The 2,654-nt window shown below is 26.6% G+C and carries 3 protein-coding genes; all 3 read left to right on the forward strand.

The window, feature by feature from the left end; all coding sequences use genetic code 11:
• A partial coding sequence (locus tag ACTHW2_RS01660; protein ID WP_442261988.1) for an FAD-binding oxidoreductase occupies positions 1-560 on the forward strand: 560 nt, incomplete at its 5' end.
• 145 nt (positions 561-705) lie between these two features.
• Positions 706-2,052, forward strand: coding sequence for a GTP pyrophosphokinase (locus ACTHW2_RS01665; protein ID WP_442261989.1), 1,347 nt, complete (start codon positions 706-708; stop codon positions 2,050-2,052).
• A gap of 154 nt (positions 2,053-2,206) precedes the next feature.
• On the forward strand, positions 2,207-2,654 hold a 448-nt coding region (locus ACTHW2_RS01670), incomplete at its 3' end, for a pyruvate formate lyase family protein (protein WP_442261990.1).

Genomic DNA, 2,654 nt, shown 5'->3' on the forward strand with positions numbered 1-2,654 from the left:
ATAGAGCATATTCTATAGCTTCATCACCTATGGAAAGAGATCATATAGAACTTATTATAGGTTATGTTCCAGAGGGGATTGCAACAACATATGTGCATAAGCATTTAAAGGTTGATGATGAAGTAACTATAAATGGACCATATGGAGACTTTTATTATCAAGATAATGAAAGGGATATGATTATGGTAGCAGTTGGTACTGGAGTTGCACCTATACTATCTATACTTAAATGGATGAAAACAAATAATATAAAAAGAAAAGCAAGATTTTATTTTGGTGCTAAAACAGAAGAAGATTTATTTTTCTTAGATTATTTTAAAGAATTAGAAGAAACGCTTTATGATTTTAAATTTATACCTTGCCTTTCAAGAGTTACTGAAGAAGATGGTTGGTCAGGGTTTTGTGGGAGAGTAAATAATGCAATAGATGAATTTGTAGAAGGTGGAGAAAATAAAGAAGCTTATCTGTGTGGCGGTGACCGTATGATAGATTCTGTTGTAAAGGCTCTTACAAATAAAAATGTGGACGAGGAGTTAATTTATTACGATAAATTTGACTGAACAAGGAAAAATTATAAAAATGCACCTCAAAAATTAGATGGAAATCGGATTTTGTAGGTGTGTTTTTACTTAGTTTTTATATAAGCTAACATAATTATATTTAAATATGATATAATTTAAGTAACGAAGTATTTGGGAGGCGACCATGAAATTAGAATTATTTGATTTTATAGACAGAACATTAGATCTTATTGATGAAAAATCAGATACTTTAGATAGGGTTTCAAAAGAACTTGGGAAATTTTTTACAGATAGTTTTTCTATAAAAGATCATTTTTTAAACGTGAATTATAGAATAAAATCTGCAGATAGTCTTAAAGAAAAGATACTAAGAGACAACTTTTATCTTAAATATAAGACTCCTGATAATCTTTTACATAATTTATCGGATTTAATAGGAATACGGATTGAATGTAGATTTATAGAAGATGAGGTTAAGCTATATAGAGATATAATAGGTATATTTAAGACAAAAGAAGAAGATGGATATTATTCTAACCCACTTAATTCAAGTATTAGATTAAAATTATCTGATCATCAACCACAAATTCAAAAAAATGGATTTGAAATATACAAAATAGATGGAAAATATAAAAAAGGTGATATAGAAGTAAATTTTGAATTACAAATAAAATCATTGGTAAATGTGTTTTGGGGTGAGATAGACCACAGGGTTCTTTATAAAAACTTTAACTATATGCTTACAGAAGATTTTTTTAGGGATATAATGGGATCTATAAAAGACAGCTTAGCCATGATAGATAGACAACTTATGGTTGTTTTTAACCATCTAAATGGTATGGATGCAAGTGATGCTACAAATAAGAAGATGCAGATAAAAGCACTTCTGTCTAAAATAATTCATGATATATATGTTATAAAGGTAAGAAAAGAAATAGGTTTTGTGGTGGATTTTAAGAAATCTACAGATGTTATAGTAAATTATCTATTTATGAAAGGTGGAGCCGAGGAGTCGGTTAACTATAGTAACAACTTTTTAAGAATATTAAATAGATTAAATGAAATTGGAAATAAAGAAATGACTTTTAACAAATATATAGATTTTGAAAGAGAAATATTTTATAATGATAGATTTACTAGAAAAATGGGTTCTAATATACTAGAAATAATAAACAAAGATTTTAGATGGAATTTATTCTTCAAAATAATATTTGAAATTGAAAATGGAATGAAAGCTGATGACTTTGAAGGATTTTTAATTTATATAAGATATATATTTCATAAATCTATAATGGAAGTTTTAAATGAAAAAGATATAGAACAAGATCATAAAGAAGAAATAGTACATTGTACACTTGATGCTATTGCAAATAATTTTTGTAAAGAAATTTCAGTAGATTTTATAAATGAAACACAAATACACAAATTAAATGTAAGAGTTAAGGAATTATTTAAAGAAATATATAGCTATGAAAATTATTTGGATAATAAAATGGATATAAGAGATAAAATTATGGAATATGAATTTTAGTACTTAGCCTAGGTTAAGTACTTTTTTTATATTCTTTTTGTAAATTGTGACCTGCATCACTGCATAAAATATAGATAGACTGTATACTTAACTTAAAGCAAAGAAAATATTAATAAAATAGTTTATATAGATATAAAGAAAGGGAGATGAATTTATGAAAAATTGGGATGGATTTAAAAAAGGTGAATGGAAGGAAAGAGTAAATGTAAGAGACTTTATACAGTTAAATTATAAACCTTATGAAGAGGGAGATGGATTTTTAGAAGATATTTCTGAAAAGACAAAAAAGCTTTGGGATAAAGCTGAAAACCTTATAAATGAAGAAATATTAACTGGAGAAATAAAAATATGTACATCTAGCTTTTCAGGAATAGATAACCATGCACCAGGTTACTTAGATAAAGAAAATGAGTTAATAGTTGGATATCAAACAGAAGAACCTTTAAAAAGGATAGTTAATCCATATGGTGGCTATAGAATGGTTCAAAATTCTTTAGATTCTTATAATGCAAAGATGGATAGTATTAAAGAAGAGACTTTTAATGAATATAGAAAAACTCATAACGAAGGTGTGTTTGATGCTTATACAGGAGAAATGAGGC

The organism is Tissierella sp. (assembly GCF_052089545.1).
In the GTDB taxonomy this organism is placed as follows: domain Bacteria; phylum Bacillota; class Clostridia; order Tissierellales; family Tissierellaceae; genus Tissierella_A.

Bases quoted from the DNA above. Each gene is read 5' to 3' on its own strand.
- ACTHW2_RS01665 (WP_442261989.1), top strand. From the start codon at position 706: ATGAAATTAGAATTATTTGATTTTATAGACAGAACATTAGATCTTATT.